Annotated in this window: 17 protein-coding genes and 1 pseudogene; 13 read left to right on the top strand and 5 right to left on the bottom strand. The window is 50.9% G+C overall.

Annotated elements, in window-relative coordinates; genetic code table 11:
* Nucleotides 1-50: 50 nt before the first annotated feature.
* Nucleotides 51-1,067: an aldo/keto reductase gene (locus ACZ5N7_RS11855; RefSeq protein ID WP_464654373.1), complete on the top strand. Its 1,017-nt coding sequence runs from the start codon at nt 51-53 to the stop codon at nt 1,065-1,067.
* A gap of 26 nt (nt 1,068-1,093) precedes the next feature.
* On the top strand, nt 1,094-2,620 hold the full coding sequence (locus ACZ5N7_RS11850; protein WP_464654372.1) for a leucyl aminopeptidase: 1,527 nt from the start codon (nt 1,094-1,096) through the stop codon (nt 2,618-2,620).
* Nucleotides 2,621-2,966: 346 nt separating this feature from the next.
* Here the strand turns inward: ACZ5N7_RS11850 and ACZ5N7_RS11845 are convergent, their stop codons facing one another.
* Nucleotides 2,967-3,638, bottom strand: a complete 672-nt coding sequence (locus ACZ5N7_RS11845) for a hypothetical protein (RefSeq protein ID WP_464659250.1) — start codon at nt 3,636-3,638, stop codon at nt 2,967-2,969.
* 185 nt (nt 3,639-3,823) lie between these two features.
* Here ACZ5N7_RS11845 and ACZ5N7_RS11840 point away from each other — a divergent pair.
* Nucleotides 3,824-4,024: pseudogene (locus ACZ5N7_RS11840) on the top strand (anti-sigma factor); the annotation flags it as partial.
* 36 nt (nt 4,025-4,060) lie between these two features.
* Here the strand turns inward: ACZ5N7_RS11840 and ACZ5N7_RS11835 are convergent.
* Nucleotides 4,061-4,618: a hypothetical protein gene (locus ACZ5N7_RS11835; RefSeq protein WP_464654371.1), complete on the bottom strand. Its 558-nt coding sequence runs from the start codon at nt 4,616-4,618 to the stop codon at nt 4,061-4,063.
* A 125-nt stretch (nt 4,619-4,743) separates the two neighbouring features.
* Here ACZ5N7_RS11835 and ACZ5N7_RS11830 point away from each other — a divergent pair, with 125 nt between their 5' ends.
* Nucleotides 4,744-6,015, top strand: coding sequence for an MFS transporter (locus ACZ5N7_RS11830; RefSeq protein ID WP_464654370.1), 1,272 nt, complete (start codon nt 4,744-4,746; stop codon nt 6,013-6,015).
* Between the two features lie 64 nt (nt 6,016-6,079).
* Nucleotides 6,080-6,670 (top strand): sulfite oxidase-like oxidoreductase, encoded by a 591-nt coding sequence (locus tag ACZ5N7_RS11825; RefSeq protein ID WP_464654369.1) that lies wholly within the window; start codon nt 6,080-6,082, stop codon nt 6,668-6,670.
* An 81-nt stretch (nt 6,671-6,751) separates the two neighbouring features.
* On the opposite strand, the gene ACZ5N7_RS11820 is transcribed toward ACZ5N7_RS11825, so the two are convergent.
* Entirely contained in the window at nt 6,752-6,922 is a 171-nt protein-coding gene (locus ACZ5N7_RS11820) for a recombinase zinc ribbon domain-containing protein (protein ID WP_464659248.1), read from the bottom strand.
* A gap of 155 nt (nt 6,923-7,077) precedes the next feature.
* Here ACZ5N7_RS11820 and ACZ5N7_RS11815 point away from each other — a divergent pair, with 155 nt between their 5' ends.
* The 7 genes from ACZ5N7_RS11815 to ACZ5N7_RS11785 all read left to right on the top strand — a co-directional run bounded on the left by ACZ5N7_RS11815 (nt 7,078) and on the right by ACZ5N7_RS11785 (nt 15,407).
* Complete coding sequence (locus ACZ5N7_RS11815) at nt 7,078-7,359, top strand: helix-turn-helix domain-containing protein (RefSeq protein ID WP_464654368.1); 282 nt, start codon at nt 7,078-7,080, stop codon at nt 7,357-7,359.
* A 93-nt stretch (nt 7,360-7,452) separates the two neighbouring features.
* On the top strand, nt 7,453-8,916 hold the full coding sequence (locus ACZ5N7_RS11810) for a DHA2 family efflux MFS transporter permease subunit (RefSeq protein WP_464654367.1): 1,464 nt from the start codon (nt 7,453-7,455) through the stop codon (nt 8,914-8,916).
* A 493-nt stretch (nt 8,917-9,409) separates the two neighbouring features.
* A complete protein-coding gene (locus tag ACZ5N7_RS11805) occupies nt 9,410-10,414 on the top strand; it encodes a LacI family DNA-binding transcriptional regulator (RefSeq protein ID WP_464654366.1) in 1,005 nt (334 codons plus the stop codon).
* Between the two features lie 172 nt (nt 10,415-10,586).
* Nucleotides 10,587-11,849, top strand: coding sequence for an ABC transporter substrate-binding protein (locus ACZ5N7_RS11800; RefSeq protein WP_464654365.1), 1,263 nt, complete (start codon nt 10,587-10,589; stop codon nt 11,847-11,849).
* Between the two features lie 157 nt (nt 11,850-12,006).
* The gene (locus tag ACZ5N7_RS11795; protein WP_464654364.1) at nt 12,007-12,873 is read left to right on the top strand and encodes a carbohydrate ABC transporter permease; all 867 of its coding nucleotides are present in this window, start codon (nt 12,007-12,009) and stop codon (nt 12,871-12,873) included.
* Nucleotides 12,873-13,691, top strand: coding sequence for a carbohydrate ABC transporter permease (locus ACZ5N7_RS11790; protein ID WP_464654363.1), 819 nt, complete (start codon nt 12,873-12,875; stop codon nt 13,689-13,691). Before ACZ5N7_RS11795 ends, ACZ5N7_RS11790 begins: the two co-directional genes overlap by 1 nt.
* Nucleotides 13,692-13,727: 36 nt before the next feature.
* Complete coding sequence (locus ACZ5N7_RS11785) at nt 13,728-15,407, top strand: glycoside hydrolase family 13 protein (RefSeq protein WP_464654362.1); 1,680 nt, start codon at nt 13,728-13,730, stop codon at nt 15,405-15,407.
* Nucleotides 15,408-15,535: 128 nt separating this feature from the next.
* On the opposite strand, the gene ACZ5N7_RS11780 is transcribed toward ACZ5N7_RS11785, so the two are convergent.
* A complete protein-coding gene (locus tag ACZ5N7_RS11780; RefSeq protein WP_464654361.1) occupies nt 15,536-15,706 on the bottom strand; it encodes a hypothetical protein in 171 nt (56 codons plus the stop codon).
* A 163-nt stretch (nt 15,707-15,869) separates the two neighbouring features.
* Here ACZ5N7_RS11780 and ACZ5N7_RS11775 point away from each other — a divergent pair, with 163 nt between their 5' ends.
* On the top strand, nt 15,870-16,544 hold the full coding sequence (locus ACZ5N7_RS11775) for a YdcF family protein (RefSeq protein WP_464654360.1): 675 nt from the start codon (nt 15,870-15,872) through the stop codon (nt 16,542-16,544).
* Here ACZ5N7_RS11775 and ACZ5N7_RS11770 read toward each other — a convergent pair.
* Nucleotides 16,463-17,929, bottom strand: a complete 1,467-nt coding sequence (locus ACZ5N7_RS11770) for an alpha-amylase (protein WP_464654359.1) — start codon at nt 17,927-17,929, stop codon at nt 16,463-16,465. The two genes, ACZ5N7_RS11775 and ACZ5N7_RS11770, sit on opposite strands and share 82 nt — an antisense overlap.
* Between the last annotated feature and the right edge of the window lie 102 nt (nt 17,930-18,031).

Raw genomic sequence — 18,031 nt, 5'->3', positions numbered from 1 at the left:
TTTTTTGGTTTACAATGGGAAAGAACATGGTGGATGGAAGGAGAGCGGACATGAGATACACGACATTCGGCAAAACGGGATTTTCTGCGTCATCGCTCGGTTTCGGGGCCATGAATCTGCCAGGCGTCCCGTTCGAGCAGGCCAAAGCGGCGCTCAATTACGCGCTGGACCAAGGAATCAACTACATCGATACGGCTGCGGGCTACCGCAACAGCGAGGAGATCATCGGCGACAGCATTTCCTACCGGAGGGGAGAGTACTTTCTGGCCACCAAGACTAACAAAAGGGATTACACTGCCGCCAAAGAAGAGATCGAGCGCAGCCTGACCCGGATGAAGACCGATTACGTGGATTTATTGCAAATCCATTATGTCAATACAGTAGAGGAATATAATTCCGCGATGGAGGAAAATGGCGCTTATCAGGCTGCCCTGGAAGCAAAGCGCGAAGGAAAAGTCCGCTTCATCGGCATCACCGGGCACCGGCCGGATCTGTTGGCCGAATGGGTCAGCAAAGGGCAGTTCGACCAAGTGCTGTTCCATTTGAATTTGGCCCAGCCGTTCGCGCTGAAAGAATTGATACCGATGGCAAGCTCGCTGGGAATGGCTAAAACCGCAATGAAACCGCTTTCCGGCGGATTTATTCCATCCATTGAGAAAGCGATCCGGTACCCTTACAGCCAAGACGTGCATGTGCTGATTTCGGGCATGGTCAGCGTGGAAGAAGTCAAGATGAACCTGGCTGCAATGGCGACTGAAGTGGAAGAGGAGGAGCGAGCCGAGCTGGAGCAGTTGGCTGCGGAATTGGGCAAGCACAACTGCAGACGCTGCAATTACTGCTCCTGTCCGCTTGGCGTTAAGATACCGGATATTATGATTTCCAGCGAGTTCCGCAGGACCTTCGGCCTGCTTCCCAAAGGCCAGGGATTTTATAAAGACCAAAAGGATAAAATAGTATCCTGCGCGGATTACGAGCCATGCAAGGAAACGCCTCTCTGCGAGCAGAAGTGCCCTTACCACCTGCCTATGCGGCAGGTGATTATGAATACAGCAGCGGAATTGGCGTAATGAACGATTAAGGAGATTAGCTTTTTATGAATGCTTATAATATTTCATTCTCTGCCGCGCCCTTGAACGAAATCCGGGAGCTGCTGCAGCCGCCGGCCAAGGCGGATGCTTTGGTACTGCCCCTGTGTTCGACCGAAACGGGCAGAGCAAGCTGGATTCATCCCGCGTTGGATGCGGAAATCAGCCGGCTTGTAAGCCAGGGTTTATACACAGGGCTGCCAGGCCAAGTGGAGCTGCTGCCTGCATTGGGCATGTTGCCGTATTCCTATTTGATTCTCGCAGGAGTGGGGGAAGGGAACGCCTCGAATTATAGAGATGCCGGCGTGTATATCGCGAGAGCGATGTGGACCAGGAAGATCGGCAGCGCTGTCGTGTTGATTGACTCTGATCCTGCGCGTCCGCTCCAGTCGGACGACCAGGCGGCCCTGCTGTCGGAAGGGCTGCTATTGGGCCAGTACCGGATTCGCAGCTACCGCAAGGATCAAGTTCAATCGCATGCCATAAGCGATATTACTTACGCATACATAACGGCTCCGGCCGCGCAGGCGCATTCTCAGTGGATTCTGAGAGGAATTGAAAGAGCCGAGTGCTTCGCCGACGGAACCAACTACGCCCGGGATCTTACGAACGCTCCCGGCAATTTGCTCGTACCCGAGAATTTGGCGCAGGAGGCGGCCAAGTTAGCTGAGCGTCACGGGTTCGGAGTCGAGATCCTGGATGAGCGGGCCATCGATGCCGAAGGCATGGGCGGCCTGTACCACGTAGGAAAAGGCAGCGTCAATCCGCCGCGTATGATTACGCTGAAATACCAGGGCAAGCCTGAGTGGGAGGATGTTTGGGGCTTGGTCGGCAAAGGCATTACGTTCGACACAGGCGGGATTTCCATGAAGCAGCCGGAAGGCATGGAAGAGATGATCAGCGATATGGGAGGCGCCGCGACGCTGCTCGGTTTTATGGAGATCGTCGGGAGGTTGAAGCCTCGGCAGAATATTCTGGTTGTAATCCCGTCCGCGGAGAATATGCCGTCGGGAGGCGCATTGAAGCCCGGGGACGTAATCCCGACGTTAAGCGGCAGGACCGTCGAAGTGTTGAACACGGATGCAGAAGGCCGCATCGTGCTGGCCGATGGAGTAACCTACGCCAAGCGGCTGGGTGCAAGCCGGATTATTGACGTCGCCACTTTGACCGGCGCGGTGCTGGTGTCATTCGCGGACGTGGCGACCGGTGCGGTCACCAACGACGAGGCGTTTCTCGCCGAGCTGCTCGCTGCGGCCAAAGACGCCGGCGAGAAGGTATGGCCGTTTCCGAATTATCCGGAATACCGGGAGATGCTGCGGAGCGACGTGGCGGATATCAAGAACGCCACTGCGAAGCGCTGGGCCGGCAGCATAACGGCGGGCTTGTTCATCGGCGAATTCGCCGAAGACACTCCGTGGATTCACCTGGATACGGGAGGCACGGCATGGCTGTGGGGAGAGCGGGGCGTCGACCCGAAGGGCGGAACCGGCGTGATCGTCCGGACTTTAGCCCGACTCATCTGCGGCGAACAATAGACCTGTCGTCGCACCGGCACGGGAGAACGGCACCGTCACCGGCAGAACCGGCACGGCACGGGAGAACGGCACCGGCACCGGCAGAACCGGCACGGCACGGGAGAACGGCACCGGCACCGGCAGAACCGGCAGGGGCACCGGTAGAACTGCGGGTTGGGAAAAATTAAAGGGAAATCCTCCATCTAAATTGACTTCGTTATCGTAGGAGATGCATATAACTGGAAAACCTCCATCAAAATTAACGGTTATTCTAATAATTCTCCGGAATGGATGGAATTAACTGCACATTTTCCACTTATATGGCTACCAAGGCAATCAAACTGAGCAATAACAGTATGTTTTCCCGTTAATCAAAGTAATCCAGTGTGCCTCGGGCCAGCACATACCGGACAACCCTTTCGCCGTTGCCGCGCACGGAAGGCAGGAGCCAGCCCTTTTCACATAACTTCTTCAGCATCAGGACCGCCGTCCTATGATCAATCTCAAAATGACGCTCTACATCCTTCGGCCGGATGGGCCCACCGAGTTGAATCGCAAGACGTATGATTTCTTTCTCGGCAAGCAGTGCCCGCGAGACTGGCATCTGGCCGGGTTGATACCGGCTCAGCACTGTGCGCAGCAATGTCATGCACAGATCGGGCCGCTGTTCGACGTCGTCGTAAGCGAAGGAAATAACGTTATATCCCATGGCGTGAAGGAACGTTTCGCGGTTCAACTCGTTACAGTATTTTTGCCGGTCCATGTCCCGTACATGCGTGGCGAAGCCTTTGATTTCAAATAAAAGCTTCACGAATCCCGGCAGCCAAGCAAAATCGGCAAAATAAGATCTGCCCCGCCAATCGAGCACTTCGTACTCCGGATGAAGATCTTCGAAACTTCCCCGCAGCGGCCACCAGACATTGCTTAAAAACAGCGATTCACCATGCCGATGCCCCCTCTCCAGCCGGCCCCGGCGCTCCCCCGTCCTGCTTTCGAGCTGATGCCGGATAAATGTGCCGTACGCTTCTTCAAAAGTCAACTCTCTCATCCCCCCAGAAAAACAGAAAACGTCCCGCTTCCACTCGTCAGAATGGAATGGGACGTTCTTCGTCACTTGTCTCTGATTATAAGTTAAATGTATGAACAAGACAAGTCTCTGTCCTGATAAACAGGTTCTGTCTTAATTCATCCGAAGGGTGATTTTGTTAGGGACTCTCCAAGACAAGCGGAGATGAGGCGTATCAGGTTTGGCTTATGCATGACGGCAAGCGTTACAATTGTGGTACCCTGCTGGTCGATAGCCAAGGCACCGGAGTACTGACCTACCCGATCAAGAAAGGAGCTGCATTTGAAGCGATCGGAGTAACTCTTGAGCCTGACGCTAAGGGTACGCGTCCCCGCGGTAAGAAGGTGCTCGGATCGTAGTTCAATGGAGTGGATATACAAAAGGAATGCAAGCGATTAAGCCTGCATTCCTTTGTTTTGCGAAGGGATAAAAGGGGCGCTCGGACCGATAAATTGCTGCAAATCGACCATACGGATGGTAAACCGGCTCACTTTGTCGACTGGATAGCTTTGACCTGCGGTTCTGGCCTTAACTTGGTCGAGTAGAATACCGAAGAAATTTCTGCGGCGGGGATGAGGAACCAGATCATGCTGAAGGACGGGTATAGAAATTGTTTTGTCTTCAGAGACCAATTTATCGAAAGCAGGAATGTCCTCAACGGAAACATATAGAAGCTTTTTGTTCCACTTTATGGCTCCCGGCTCAAAAGTAATGACCAGAAGGTCGGAATCCGAGGGAACCGTTCCTCCGAGCCGAATAATTTTTGCTTTTCCTTTGGGCCGGTTTGGCTTAAGATATTGATGTGCCTGAAGGTCGGGCAGGAAAGGGACGATCAATAATGGAATGACGCTTGCCAGGTACAGCAGGGTGCTGGATTGATAGACGATGGCGAGTGCAAGTACAACAATGAAAACGAGTGACCCAAGTGACAGCAGCATACGGCGTTTGGACATGTGATTCAGTTCCCCCAAATGATGGTTCTATTGGTCAGTTTAAGCACAGATGAATCTATTTTAACATAAGCGCTGCCAGGTTAGAAGAAATTTTCAATAAATCAACAATGAGAGGCTAAATACGAATGAATTTACAACGCAGAACAACGATCAGGAGGCTGGCCGGAAGGGGGATGTCCGATACCAGGAGATATTTATGGGTGGCTTTATTGGAAGGCTTCCCTGCCATCATTATCCAGCAGCTGTTAGGGGGCCCGTTCCTTACGGGTTACCTGATTTATTTGGGGGCAAGCGCCCAGCAGATCGGTATCGTGCTTGCGATCACCACTTTAGTTAACGTAGCACAGATTTTCATCGCCTATTTTATGCAAAAGGTTACGAACCGCCGGTACGCCCTGCTTATTTTCGGAACTCTGTTTCGGATTCTGTGGACCGGGACGGGCCTAATTCCTTTCCTGGTTCCGAAGGATTGGTGGGTGCCGGTTTATATACTGGTTTATACGCTGGCGCATCTATGCAACGCGACGGGAGGGATCCTCTGGTCCTCGCTAATCAGCGATATGGTGCCGAACAAGGTCATGGGCAAATATTTCGGAATAAGGAATACCGTGCATTTTGCGGCGGGGGCTCTGGCATTGTACGCGGGCGGCCAAATTCTGGACCATTATCCGAAAGGGGACGGCTTCTCGATCCTGTTTGCAGTGTGCGCGGTGTGTACAGTCATCAATGTCGTGGCCTACTGGTATTACCCCAATCTTCCGTTTGAAAAATCCGAGAGCGGGCGCTTTTTCATGATGCTTGGAAAGCCGTTTGCGGATTCCTCTTTTTTAAAAACGATCCTGTTCCTCTCAGTCTGGCTGTTTCTCCAAGGTGTCGCGGTTCCGCTGTTCAGTTATGTCATGCTCGACGTGATGAAAATCGGCTATCAATGGGTATCCATCTACACGGTCGTGCAAACGGTGGTCATGATGATTGGTTACTACGTGTGGGGAAATTTGAACGCCAAATATTCCTCGCAGACACTGCTCTTCTGGACTCTGCCGATTATTGCGCTCTCCTGCGCGGTGTGGGGGGCCATGGCGGTGCTTCCGGCTTTTGTCGTGCTGACTTTGGCGCATGTGCTGCTGGGGGTGGGGACCGGCGGATTCAATCAATTGGTGTTTAATTACATTATAGGGGATACTCCCAAAAGCGAGCGTCCCATGTATCTTGCCGTTTACGCCGCTTTGACCGGGTTTGCCGCATTTTTGGGGCCGATCCTGGGAGGCTGGCTGTACAAGGCATTAAAGGACATGCCGCTGGAAATCCAGACATATGGGGTATCGCTCGGTATCGGGCTGCTGCTGCTGATCCTTTCTTTTGCCGGACGGCCGATCTTTCTCGCGCGCTCCAGGTAGCTTTGTTTTTGGGCAAAAGCATGGTAAAGTATGGGGGAAAAATAAAGCGCAGAGGAGGAAGCGAATGATGTTGAATCAAGGCAAAGACACGCAGGACAGAGTGCCGCCCGGACAGACTTTGACACAGGGGTTTCCGGTGCTGCATTACGGGGATGTCCCCTATTACAGGGATATGGGCAAATGGGATTTGCGGATTTTCGGCCTAGTCGATGAAGAAGTGTCGATATCGTATAAAGAAATGATGTCGCTGCCGCGCCGGGAGTTTGCCAACGACATTCACTGCGTGACCACTTGGTCGAAGCTGGACAATGTATGGGAAGGCGTTGCGGTATCCACCGTCATGGAGCGGGTCAAGCTGAAGCCGGAGGCCAAGTATGTGATGCTCCACGCCGAGCAGGGCTGGGACACCAATCTGCCTTTGGAGGACTTTCTGGCGGAGACGAGTTTCTTCGGGATCAAGCATAATGGAGAGCTTCTGAGCCCCGAGCACGGCTACCCGGTCAGGATGGTCGTGCCGCATCTCTACTTCTGGAAAAGCGCCAAGTGGCTGCGCGGGATCGAGTTTATGGAGAAGGACAGGCCGGGCTTTTGGGAGCGGAACGGGTACCATATGTACGGCGATCCGTGGAAAGAGCAGAGGTATGATTTTGATTGACGGGGCACCAGTTCTAAAATGACCGGCATATTGTAGCGACCAGGTGCCGGTTTTCCTTTTGGCTGTTCAGCATAGCTTGCTCTAGCCTTCCGGAATGAATGGCCGGCATCTTGCATGTACCGGCATTCGCCCGGCAGTGCATCGGTAAAATCTCGCACCGCGGCTAAACCCTACCATCGCCTTGCCGCATCTTCCGCATTTGAGGAGGCCGGAAAAGGCATATATTGATCGGTCATCGTTTAACACGGCCATGGATCCAGGTTTATAGCCCGGGTGCTGCCTCTGATTCCAAAGATCGACCTCTGCCTGGTCATTGAATAGCATAAAAATCAGCAACGACCGGGAAAGGTACACCCCGTAAGGGGATTCCCCATCTCCGCGGCAGGCGACGGATTCTCGCGCACCAATTGGCGACAGAATCCCTTTCGGAGAAAGAGGATTATTATACGGTACAAGAAGTAGCCGAGCGCTTTAAAGTTTCATATAAGGCTGTATATAAATGGATTAACCAACACAAAATACAGTATGAGCGATCAAGTGAAAATAGTCGGGATATCCGGATCCCAAAGGCACCGTTCAGAAATCCCCCATCCAAAGAAACGGTTAATCGGCGGGAGCGCGAGTTGTTTGAAGGTGCTGTAGAAATGGAGCTCGTCCGCCGCAAAGACCTCTACCATGATGAGGAATAATAATGAACGAGCCCGTTAAAATCATCATATGGGACAGGTGCGTTTGAACTGAAAGATAGTTTATCCAAATAGGCAGGGAGAGCCAAACTCAAAATGAATACTCAAGCACTGACTCAGGCAACCTTGCGCTCAGGTCCGATTTTCGGCGTGATGTTTGTGGGAGCGTTTGTCGCTTTTCTAAACCAAACGTTGATCAACATCGCGCTTCCGCAAATAATGGACCATTTAAAAATCTCGGCCGTTACCGCCAACTGGTTAACGACGGCTTTTATGCTGGTGAATGGAATTGTCATCCCCATCACCGCATTTCTGTTGGAGCGGTTCACGACCCGCCAGTTATACATAACCTCCATGGCACTTTTCGCGGCGGGGACGCTCATTTGCAGCCTGGCGGCGAATTTCCCGGTCCTCCTGGTGGGCCGTATCGTGCAAGCCGCGGGCGCGGGCATTCTTTTTCCGCTCATTACCCATGTGATCTTCACCCTTTATCCTCCGGACAAGCGCGGCGCGGCGATGGGAATGCTGGGAGTGGCCTTGAATTTTGCGCCTGCGATTGGCCCCACTTTATCGGGATGGACCGTGCAAACCTACTCTTGGCGGGTCCTGTTCTTCATCATTTTTCCCATCGCCTTTTTCAATTTGGTCGTCGCCATCTTTTTGGTGAAAAATATTTCGGAGACCGCACGTCCCAAACTGGATGTGGCGGGCGTCATTCTTTCCACGATCGGTTTCGGCGGATTGTTATATGCCTTTGCTACCGTAGGGACTGCCGGTTGGGGCAGCACAACTGTAGTCGCAGCGTTCACTGCAGGCGGGCTCGCGTTACTCTTGTTTATTTGGCGCCAATTGGCGGTGAGACATCCGATTCTGGAATTTCGCATTTTTCGGTATCCCATGTTTACGCTGACGACGATCATCAACGTCATCGTGACGATGGCCTTGTTCTCCGGCATGATCCTGATGCCTCTGTATATGCAGCATGTTCGCGGATTTACGCCTCTAATGTCGGGACTCACGCTTTTTCCGGGCGGCATTATTATGGGGGTCATGTCCCCCATTACGGGAAGATTGTTCGATAAAATCGGTGCGAGATGGCTGGCCGTCGTCGGCCTGTTTATCACGGTAATCACCACTTATGAGCTCTCGCGTCTGGCAATTACGACATCCTTCACCTATGTCACTTCTATATTTACCGCCCGCATGTTCGGCATGTCGATTCTGATGATGCCCATTTTTACTGCCGGATTGAATGCTTTGCCCCGCACCTTGAACCGGTACGGCAACGCAATGGTGAATACGCTGCGCATGGTAGCCGGTGCCGTCGGCATGGCTTTTTTCGTCTCCATCATGACGAGTAAAGCGGCTGCGCATCTTAAGGAGATCGCGGCGGCGCAACACATCCCGTTGGATGATCATGCCCGAATGGCGCCGGCGGCGAACGAAAGCATGGTGCTCGGGATCAATGACGCGTTTTATGTGGCCACGATGTTGACGGTCGTCGCATTCGCGCTATCCTTTTTTATCCGCAAAACGGAACCCCCGGAGGATCCGGCTTAACTATTCCAGCTACCCTGTGACCATCTTTATCACCAATCGTCTGTAGTACATGAAAGTTCCACGGATCGAATTGGCTCACATCTTCCGGAGCTTCATTGGGATGATAGTGAGCATGAAATTCTTGAAGGACTTCCCCATTTTCCATGAAGATTTCGAAAATCCCCGCGTAAGAATAACGGAATTCATTTCCGCTATTTTTGGAAAATAGGCTATTTACCTGTCCAGACTAGCGTTTTGCCCGGAATTTACGGAATCACAGTTCGTTAATTCCGGGCAATAACCGGGAAATAGTCAGTGAACGGGAAGACATCCCGGAGTACAACCAAAAACATAGGGTGGAAACTGCAGGTAATAACAATTTGCGTAAGCATTTAAGTTAAGAAAGCGTTGACATATAATTTGGAAGCGGTTATAATTCAGGTAAACGTTTACGTAACTTCCTTTTACTAAGCTTCAATCTGCAGTATAACAAGTGTTTAAAGAAGGAATCGTTATGAACCCAACGATCAAAGATGTGGCCAAGAAAGCCGATGTCTCCGTTGCAACCGTTTCCAGAATACTGAACAACCTGACAGGCTATTCGGACAAGACCCGTCAGAAAGTGATGCAAGCCATCCGGGAGCTGGGCTACCAGCCCAACGCAATCGCACGCGGTCTGGTCAACAAACGCACCGAAACCATCGGCGTACTCGTTCCCGACCTGTCCGGCTCCTTTGCTTCCGAAGTGCTGTCCGGGGTTGAAGATTTTGCCCAACTTCACGGCTACAGTGTAATCGTTTGCAACACGGATGAAGATGGCAAACGGACGATGAACTACCTGCAGGTACTGAGGGAAAAGCAGGTGGACGGAATTCTTCTCGTCAGCGAGCCGCTGAAGGAAGAATATTACCGTACGCTTCAGGATATGAGGACTCCCTTTGTGCTCATTTCCTCCTTATCCCATCGTTACTCGGTGCCTTATGTGAAGGTCGATGACAGACAGGCCTCTTACCATGCGGTGGAATATCTGATCCGCCAAGGACACAGAGAAATCGCGATGATCAGCGGAACGAAGGATGACATCATCGCAGGTACGACGAGGGTGGAAGGTTATTTGCAGGCACTGCGGGATCACGGGATCGATCCTGTGCCGGAACGGCTGGTGTACGGCGATTTTCGCTTTCAGAGCGGACGTTTGGCTATGGAAACTCTGCTCGACACCGCTCCCGGCTTTACGGCGTTGTTTGCCGCCAGCGACGAAATGGCTTTAGGCGCGCTTTCCGCGGCAGCCAGACGGAACATCCGGGTACCGGATCAACTGTCGATCATCGGATACGACAACCTAAAACTTGCCGAAATGGCGATTCCGCCTCTTACGACCGTTGCACAGCCGCTTTTTGAAATGGGAAGCAATGCATCGCAGAAGCTGATCGCCCTCATCGAGGGACGGGAGCTTGTCGGGGGGACGATCCTGCCGCACTCGGTGGTGGAAAGACAAACGGTCCAAGCCATCCGCTGATTTTTTTCACCTTAACGTAAACGTTTACTCTTTTTTTCAAGATTAACATAATATGGAAAACTTTGCGGCGGAGGTGTTGCGAGGAATAAAGGAATTCGACGGGCCATTATTTTTTTATCCTCAGAGTAAACGTTTACTTTTTCTACTAAAAATAATCTTAGGGGGATTTACCATGTTGAGAAAATGGATGCCTGTAATGGCGGGTGTTATGACTGTCTCTCTCGTAGCGGCAGGATGCGGTTCTACTAAACAAGCGGGAGAACAGGGAAGCTCGAAAGACAGCTCTGCAAGCGGCAAAGTGAAGGTCGAGTTTTTCCAAAACAAGACGGAAGCAAAGGGCACTTTTGACAAGCTGATCAAAAAATTCAATGACGCAAACCCTAACATCAATGTGGTACAAGTGAATCCGCCCGATGCGGAAACCGTTCTCAAGACAAGAGTTTCCAAAAATGACGTTCCCGACGTAGTCGGAATCGGCGCGGTGGATACTTTTACCCAGCTCGCTAAAAACGGGACCTTCAAAGACTTCTCCAACGATGCACTCGCCAAAAACATTCAACCCGCTTACCTTGATATGGTCAAAAAGCAGGGCGGCACAGCCGAATTGAACGGCCTGCCTTTCGCAGCCAACGCGAACGGCGTCCTCTACAACAAAGCGATGTTCAAGGAACTGGGACTGACTGTACCGAAAACATGGGACGAGTTTGTGGCAACCGCCCAAAAAGTGAAAGACGCAGGCAAGATTCCGTTCTATTTCACCTTTAAAGATTCCTGGACCACGCTTCCGATGTTTAATGCTCTAGCCTCGAATATTCCGGGTGACAAGTTTATGGACGACCGTACAGCCGGAACGACGACTTTCGCGCAGGGCTACAAAGAAGTGGCAGAAAAACAATTGAAGCTGGTTGAGTTCGGCCATAAGGACAACTTCGGCAAGGGCTATGCTGACGGCAACGCCGCTTTCGCCAAGGGCGAATCCGCGATGTACCTGCAAGGCGTATGGGCGATTCCTGAGATCAAAAAAGCAAATCCGAACGTGGAGCTTGGCTCCTTCGTGTTCCCGGCAACCAATGATCCGGCCAAGAACAAATTGATTTCCGCTGTTGACACTCTTCTGACAGTATCCAAATCCTCGAAGCATTCTGCAGAAGCGGCCAAATTTGTGGAATTTTTGCTTCAGCCGGAGAACATCAAAGCCTATATCGATGAACAAAAACAATTCTCCGCGGTGCAGGGCGTAACACAAGACGATCCAAGCCTGGCGGAGCTGAAACCGGCGTTCGACAGCGGATCCCTGGTTGACTTTGCTGACCACCGTATCCCTTCTGCCATGAAGGTGGACAAGATCGTCCAGGAGTTCCTGCAGAAGAAAAATGTCGATAACTACTTGAGCACGCTTGATAAAGAATGGGACAAGGTCCAAACCCGCAAATAACAAGAAAGACATGGGCAGTCCAGCTTTGAATGCACAGTTTTAGCGGAAATGAGGGAGGGACCAAGGGGGCTCACAGAGACTCCCCTTGTCCTTTCAGATTTTCGGTGAAACGTCGGTTCGATCTCGGGGCGCCCTGCTACAAAAGGAGGATGGCTGAATGTCTAAGCGCCGGTCCGTTTATTACTTGATGACACTTCCGGCTTTGCTTTTGTTCTTCGCATTTCATACTTTGCCGACACTTCAGGGGATCTTTTATTCTTTTACGAACTGGGACGGCTTGGGCAAAAGCTATGATTTCGTCGGGCTCAAAAATTACATCAATATTTTCAAAGACGATAACGTCCTGAATTCCTATGTTTTTACGTTTAAATATGCAATCGTCTCTACAATTCTCGTTAACGTGCTGAGCTTGCTCATCGCACTCGGCCTGAACGCCAAGATCAAAGGAAAGAACTTTTTCAGGGGCGTCTACTTTCTCCCCAACATCCTTAGCGTGCTGATTGTCGGTTTTATCTTTAACTACCTGTTTTCCAACGTGGTCCCAATGCTCGGGACGAAGTGGGGGAGCGACCTGCTGTCCACCAACATTTTGGGGAATGAAAAATGGGCCTGGCTCGGAATCGTCCTGGTCGGCGTATGGCAGTCCATCGCTTATAATACCATCTTGTACCTCGCGGGTCTGCAGACGATTCCAGCAGATATGTACGAAGCTTCCAACCTGGACGGAGCAAGCAAGTGGAGGGAATTCTGGAGCATTACGTTTCCGCTCCTCGCCCCTTCCTTTACGATAAATATGGTACTGGCAATGAAAGGCTCCTTGATGGTCTTTGACCTTATCATGGCGATGACCGGAGGCGGCCCCGGACGTGCGACGGAGTCGATTTCCCTGCTCATCTACACAGGCGGCTTCCAGGGCGGAGAATTCGCTTATCAATCCGCGAACTCGGTGATCTATTTTATCGTCATTGTCGTCATCTCTGTCCTCCAGATCAAATTCCTGCAGAAAAGGGAGTTGAGCCTGTAATGGATAAAAAAACAAATTGGGTGTCCACCGTCCTTATCGCTCTTGGCTCCCTGCTTATAATTTTGCCGCTGTACTTGACGGTAGCCATTGCCCTGAAGAATCCGGAGGAGATGGCCCAGTCGATATTTGCTCTGCCCACCGGGCTGCATTTTGAGAACTTCTCCAAGGCCATCGAATTGACGAACTTCTGGCATGCCTTCTCCAACAGCGCCGTTATTACGGTAAGCACCGTGATTCTGACCCTGCTGTCCAACTCGATGGTGGCTTATGCCATTTCGCGGAATCTGGACCAGAAGTTTTTCAAAGGGTTGTACTATTACTTTATCAGCGCCATGTTCATTCCGTTTCCGATCATCATGCTCCCTATCGTAAAAGAAACTACAGCGCTGCACCTGAATAACACCTATGGCCTGATTTTTCTTTACATCGTTTACGGACTCTCTTTCAACATCTTTGTTTACGTGGGCTTCCTGAAGTCGATTCCTAAAGAACTCGAAGAGGCGGCAGTCGTGGACGGGGCGACCATATTAGGAACGTTCTGGAGAATCATTTTCCCGCTGCTCGCTCCTATGAACGCTACGGTAGGAATTCTCACCTGCCTGTGGGCATGGAACGACTTTATGCTGCCGCTCATCATTCTGAACGATCAGGAGTCGTTTACGCTTCCTCTCGTGCAGTATGTATTCCAAGGGCAGTTCAGCACCGACTACAACACCGCATTCGCATCTTACCTGTTGGCGCTGCTGCCGATGGTTTTTATCTATCTGTTCGCGCAGCAATGGATCATCAAAGGCCTGACTCAAGGGGCGGTCAAATAATCCGGATATCCGGGCCAGAAGGAGGCAGCATGAGCTATGGACAAAAAATGGTGGAAAGAAAGCGTCGTATATCAGATTTATCCCCGCAGCTTCATGGACAGCAACTGCGACGGCATCGGGGACCTGCGCGGGATTATCTCCAAGCTGGACTACTTGAAGCAGCTGGGAACGGATGTCATCTGGCTTTCTCCCGTTTATCAATCGCCTAATGACGATAACGGGTATGACATCAGCGATTATCAAGGCATCATGGACGATTTCGGCACTCTCGCCGACTGGGAGGAACTGCTGAAGGGGCTGCACAACCGCGGCATGAAGCTGATCATGGACCTGGTCGTAAACCACAGCTCGGATGAGCATGCATGGTTTATCGAATCGCGGAAGTCCAAGGATAACCCTTATCGGGATTATTACATCTGGCGTCCGGGCACAGATGGCAAAGAGCCGAACAATTGGGGCTCGTTCTTCAGCGGCCCTGCGTGGCAGTATGACGACAAGACAGACGAGTATTTCCTCCACCTCTTTTCGAAAAAGCAGCCCGACCTGAACTGGGAAAATCCGAAGCTTCGCCGGGAAGTGTACGACATGATGACCTGGTGGCTGGAAAAAGGCATCGACGGCTTCCGCATGGACGTGATCAATTTGATCTCGAAAGTGAAGGAGCTGCCGGATGTTCAACCGGTGGACGGGGGATATCATTTTGGCGGCGAGTATTTCATGAACGGGCCGCGGGTGCATGAATTTATGCAGGAGATGAATCGCGAGGTTCTGTCGAAGTACGACATCATGACCGTAGGAGAGGCACCGGGCGTGACTCCGGAAGAAGCGGCCCTCTATGTCGGGAATGACCGCGGCGAGCTGAATATGGTCTTCCAGTTCGAGCTGATGGATGTGGATTCCGGTCCCGGAGGCAAATGGGACGTCACTCCATGGAAGCTGCTTGATTTCAAGCGGATCATGAGCAAATGGCAGACCGAGCTGCACGGCAAGGGCTGGAACAGCCTTTATCTCAACAACCACGACCAGCCGCGGATGGTATCGCGCTTTGGCAATGACACAACACACCGCAAGGAATCGGCCAAAATGCTGGCCACACTCCTTCATACCCTTCAGGGAACCCCTTATATTTACCAAGGGGAAGAAATCGGGATGGCCAACGTAAAATTCGAGACGATCGACGAATACCGGGATATCGAGACGCTCAACATGTACCGGGAGAGAGCGGCTGCGGAAAACGCGGACTTAAAGCAAATCATGAATTCGATTTACGTCAAAGGCAGAGATAACGCGAGGACGCCGATGCAGTGGAATGCCAGTGCCAATGCCGGCTTCACGACAGGCACTCCTTGGCTTGCGGTCAATCCGAACTTCAAGGAGATCAATGTGGAGGAAGCGGTGAACGATCCGGATTCCATTTTCCATTATTACCGCGCATTGATCGAGCTGCGCAAAAGGCACGACATTATCGTTTACGGCGATTATCGCCTGCTTATGGCGGAAGATGAGCAAATCTATGCGTACCTGCGTACGCTGGAGGACGAGCAGCTGCTGGTAGTGCTCAATTTCTTTGAGCAGCCCGCTGAGTTCGTACTCCCGCAGGACATCCGCTTCTCCCGTCAGGAGCTGCTTATTGCCAACTACGCGGTAGATCCGGATGAGAACTGGAGACGGATAGCGCTGAGACCTTACGAAGCAAGAGTGTACAAGTTGTCTTGATGATCTGCGCAAAAACGCCTGCACTGGTGATTCCTCCAACAGTGGCAGGCGTTTTGCGTTTGATCTCTTTGCGCGGCTGGATAGCTGGATAGCTGGATAGAGGCAACATGCCTGCGGTCAGTGTGGGACTATACTTTTTTGTGGTTCATATAGACCCCGACAACAGTAGCTACAGCCGCTGCTCCATTGGCGATTGCGTTGATATCATTGTCTGTGATGATATCTAATCCGAAGGAGTTCAGTATCAATTTCGAGGCACCTAATAAGCCTATAGCTAACGAGTAATAGTTAACTTGCATTTTACCACCCCCGCTCTATGGAGATAGTACAATGTATGAAAATGATGAATACGATGACAGATCAATATTCCTCAATATACACACCCTTTTTTTAAAAAACAGGTAAAGCAGAGTACCAATATGCTATATTAAACGGAAAAGCTTTAACGGGGAGACTGTCACTGTGTTAAAAAGGACACGATGGTTATTGATTGCAAGCTTCATTGTGATGATCGTATTTTTATTTGCCGGCAAGTTCTTGGTAGTGAATGAGACCCCGGTAAAATCTGATGTGATAATCGTCCTCGGGGGCGGATCAGGTGAAAGGGAGCTGCAAGCAAGCAGGTTGTACAAGGAGCATTATGCGCCTTATATAATCGTATCGAATGGTGGAACAAGAGGAAAGCCGTCGACTGAAATGGCCGAGAAGGAGATAGAATGGCTGAGGGGCTACGGAGTGCCCGACACAGCCATCATTCCGGAACTTCAATCGCAGAGTACATACGGAAATGCTGTATTTAGTGAAGTCACCATGGAGAAGTATAACTTCCGGTCAGCGATTGTCGTATCGTCCTCTTACCATATGAGAAGAGGGCAGTACATTTTCAATAAAGTGTTCAAAGGATCCGGCATCAGGCTGACCTATTGTGAGGCGAAAGTTCCAGATTACTCTCCCAATTTGTGGTGGACTACTCTGCGCGGATGGGGATTTACAATGAGCGAATATGAAAAGCTTGCAGGGTATTTGATTCTATATGGTGTATTTAACAACAAGGATTACTCCATATCTTTTTCGGGGAGCGCCCATACGGATACGCTTCCTCCGTTTACGGGAAAGTCAGCGAAGCCGTCCTCCTGAATGGAAATGTGTTCGCCCCTTGTGCCCGTTAAATCGACCCATACCTCTCCGGCTCGTTCTTTTCCGACAAACATCCGTTTGTTCCCTTCATCGCCGTTAGAAATGACCACGGCACAGCCGGAACGCTCTATTTCCTGCACGCCGCGGCGAACCCAACCGATCGTATTCGGATGATCCCAATAGTCCTCTTGTTTTCCGTAAGCCTTATGGTAACGGGCATAAAGAAGGGAATCTATGGCCGCTTTTTTTCCCTCTATCGGTTCTTGTCCGCCAATGCCGTAATAATCGCCGTAAAAGACAACGGGGTAACCCTCTTGACGAAGCAGGATCAGCGCATAGGCGCTTGGCTTGAACCAATCCGCTACCCAGGACTCCAGAGATTGATGGGGCTGTGAATCATGGTTATCGACGAAAGTGACCGCGTTCAATGGATGCGATTTCACCAAGGTATCATCAAAAATCGTCCTTAGGTCAAAATCCCGTCCGGCTTGCGAGGCGGCATGCAGTTTGTAATGAAGAGCAACATCGAATAAATCGATTTTGTAATCAACCGTGTCCAGAAAATGCTGGCAAGCTGCAAGCTCGGAATTCCAAAACTCACCCACAATATAAAAGCTGTCTCCGACCTTTCTATAAATAGCATTGACAAACTCTTTTATAAAATCATGGTTGATATGTTTAATTGCATCCAACCGCAAGCCGCCGCATTGTAGCGTATCGACCAGCCATTCCCCCCATTTAATCATCTCTTCCCGCACTTTCGGATGATTGTAGTCGATATCCGCGAACATTAAGTAATCGTAATTCCCGAATCCGTCGTCCACGTTCTCATTCCAGTGTTTATTTTCACCCAGTATGCGAAAGATTCCAGTCCTATTCTGCCTCGCATCATAATCCGTTCCGTTAAAATGTTCAAAATTCCACTTAAAAGCAGAATATTGATCCCCCCGGCCTGGAAATGTGAATTTCGTCCAGCCTTCAATTTCAAAAGGCTCTGAAATTTCTTTCAACCGATTCTCCCGATCCACTTCAACCACTTGAAAAACTTCCGTTTCATCCGCTCCCCCTTTATGGTTCATCACTATATCCACGTATACGGGAATTCCATGCTTACGACAGACTGCGATGGCATTCATTAGTTCCTCTTTGGTCCCATACTTGGTGCGAACAGTACCCTTTTGGTCGAATTCCCCCAAATCATAGAGATCATACACAGCGTATCCTGTGTCTTCTGCCGATAAGCCTTTGGTGGCGGGCGGAATCCACACGGCATCCATCCCCGCTTTTTTAAGTTCGGGTGCGAGCTCCGCCAGGCTGTTCCAAAGAGAGCCGTCTGCTTCTACATGCCATTCAAAAAATTGCATGATTGTATGATTGCGTTCCATATCTTGTTTTCCCCCTGGGCCCCTTTGAGTTACGGGTGTGACCTGAAATATTTAATCTCCTTAAATAAAACATTACCCAAAGGAAGTCAGCGGTTAAACATC

It is taken from the genome of Paenibacillus sp. JCM 18996, from assembly GCF_055392555.1.
The sequence above is the reverse complement of the archived record's forward strand: the minus strand, read 5'-3'. Positions and strand labels throughout refer to the sequence as shown.

Excerpts from the sequence above, each read along its gene's own strand:
- ACZ5N7_RS11825 (WP_464654369.1), top strand. The coding sequence starts at position 6,080 with ATGATGTTGAATCAAGGCAAAGACACGCAGGACAGAGTGCCGCCCGGA.
- ACZ5N7_RS11780 (WP_464654361.1), bottom strand. The coding sequence starts at position 15,706 with ATGCAAGTTAACTATTACTCGTTAGCTATAGGCTTATTAGGTGCCTCG.
- ACZ5N7_RS11850 (WP_464654372.1), top strand. The coding sequence starts at position 1,094 with ATGAATGCTTATAATATTTCATTCTCTGCCGCGCCCTTGAACGAAATC.
- ACZ5N7_RS11785 (WP_464654362.1), top strand. The coding sequence starts at position 13,728 with ATGGACAAAAAATGGTGGAAAGAAAGCGTCGTATATCAGATTTATCCC.
- ACZ5N7_RS11790 (WP_464654363.1), top strand. The coding sequence starts at position 12,873 with ATGGATAAAAAAACAAATTGGGTGTCCACCGTCCTTATCGCTCTTGGC.
- ACZ5N7_RS11855 (WP_464654373.1), top strand. The coding sequence starts at position 51 with ATGAGATACACGACATTCGGCAAAACGGGATTTTCTGCGTCATCGCTC.
- ACZ5N7_RS11800 (WP_464654365.1), top strand. The coding sequence starts at position 10,587 with ATGTTGAGAAAATGGATGCCTGTAATGGCGGGTGTTATGACTGTCTCT.
- ACZ5N7_RS11820 (WP_464659248.1), bottom strand. The coding sequence starts at position 6,922 with ATGGCCGTGTTAAACGATGACCGATCAATATATGCCTTTTCCGGCCTC.
- ACZ5N7_RS11805 (WP_464654366.1), top strand. The coding sequence starts at position 9,410 with ATGAACCCAACGATCAAAGATGTGGCCAAGAAAGCCGATGTCTCCGTT.
- ACZ5N7_RS11770 (WP_464654359.1), bottom strand. The coding sequence starts at position 17,929 with ATGGAACGCAATCATACAATCATGCAATTTTTTGAATGGCATGTAGAA.
- ACZ5N7_RS11795 (WP_464654364.1), top strand. The coding sequence starts at position 12,007 with ATGTCTAAGCGCCGGTCCGTTTATTACTTGATGACACTTCCGGCTTTG.
- ACZ5N7_RS11835 (WP_464654371.1), bottom strand. The coding sequence starts at position 4,618 with ATGTCCAAACGCCGTATGCTGCTGTCACTTGGGTCACTCGTTTTCATT.
- ACZ5N7_RS11810 (WP_464654367.1), top strand. The coding sequence starts at position 7,453 with ATGAATACTCAAGCACTGACTCAGGCAACCTTGCGCTCAGGTCCGATT.
- ACZ5N7_RS11830 (WP_464654370.1), top strand. The coding sequence starts at position 4,744 with ATGAATTTACAACGCAGAACAACGATCAGGAGGCTGGCCGGAAGGGGG.